Origin of the sequence: Methylobacterium aquaticum, from assembly GCF_001043915.1 — a bacterium.
In the GTDB taxonomy this organism is placed as follows: domain Bacteria; phylum Pseudomonadota; class Alphaproteobacteria; order Rhizobiales; family Beijerinckiaceae; genus Methylobacterium; species Methylobacterium aquaticum.
In genome coordinates this window covers 1-1439 of sequence record NZ_LABX01000410.1, presented here as the reverse complement: position 1 = coordinate 1439, position 1439 = coordinate 1, and the positions used below count along the sequence as shown (strand labels likewise).

Annotated in this window: 1 protein-coding gene; it reads right to left on the bottom strand. The window is 72.8% G+C overall.

Features of this window, described 5'->3' with window-relative positions:
* The coding region (locus VP06_RS37580) for an MBG domain-containing protein (protein WP_048468025.1) at nt 1-1439 on the bottom strand (1439 nt) is incomplete at both ends.

The window sequence follows — 1439 nt, the reverse complement described above, 5'->3', positions numbered from 1 at the left end:
CCCGTAGATCCGGCTCTGCGCGTCGGCCGTGAGGGTGATCGAGCGCGGCGTGACTGTCAGGCCGGTGGGCGCATTCTGATACGTAATTGTGTAATTGGCGAGGCCTGAGCCCTGTGCGGCCGACGGCGTCAGCGTGTACCTGCCTGCGCTGGCCGTCGAGGCCGCGCCCAGGCTCGCCAGTGCGACACCCGTAACCGTGTCGCCGTTGGCTGTGACCAGGCCCGACGGGATGAAGCCGGTCGTCCCCAACCCTGCCGGCGTGCCGTAGACTTTGCTCTGATCCGTCGCCGTGAGGCTCAGGGCCGCCCGGTACACGGTGAGCACGCCCGTATTCGAGAAGGCGAGTGCGTAGCCGAGTTGCGGTGCCAGCGAGCCGGCCGAGGCTGTGATCGCGTAGGGACTGCCTGCGACCAGCGCCGACACGGCGGATCCGGGCGAAGTCACGAGCGGCGCCCCGGTCGCCGCGGTGACGAGGGTGTCGCCCAGATAGGCCCCGGCGACACCCGACTGGACGCCGGAGATCCGGTAGGCACCCGCAACCTGCGGGGCCGCATCGTCCCCGTAGGTTTTCGTCAGGCTGGTCGTGGCGACGGTGAGCGTCGGCTGGAAAGCGAAGACGTACCGGTGACCCGCAGCCGCGACGGTGCCCCCCGCGGATGTGGCCCACACCGCCGTGTTGCCGCTGTCGAGGCCGCCGAAGGTGTCGCTGGCGGAGCCCGCCGAGTAGACGAGCCAGCGGCCGCCCATGTCCGTCGCCGAGACGGCGGCGCTGCCGGCCTGGTTGATGAAGACGCCGGGAGTCGATAGGATCGGGCTCGCCCCGGCGACTGAACCGCCGGAGGCGAGCGTCAGGTCGCCACCGCTGGTCAGCTGCAGCGCACCGCCGGCCGAGACCGGGGCGGCGACCGAGAGCGGGACCGTGCCGACCGTCGTAACCGTCAGCGCATTGCCGGTGGTCAGGGCCTCGTCGATGACGAAGCTTGGCCCATTCGCCACGATCCGGCGTGTGGCCGCCCCTGCGAGCGCGGTCGCGACATCAGCGTCGGCGCCGGAGGCCGCTGCGAGCACCGCAGCAGCCCCCGACGAGGCCGACAGCGCGGTGGCGTCCGTATGGGTCAGCAGGGTTCCGCCGAGGATGTCGAGCCCGGACTGGACCGGCAGCGCCACCGCGTAGCGCGACAGCGCGGTCGTGCCGGCATCCGCCGCGCCGGTCGCGGCGTTGGCCCGGAGGGTCGCCACCAGCGCCTGCCCGCCGGGGATCGATCCAGCCGGGGCCGCGACGTAGTAGGACCCGTCCGCCCCGGTGCTCGCCCGCCCGACGAGTCGGCCGCCGGACGCAACCGAGACCGTGACGGCGCCGGCGGATCCCGAGGCAAGCGGGATCATGCCCGCCGCATCCGCGTAGGCCGCGCCGGCCACCGCCTGCACGCCGTCCGGGT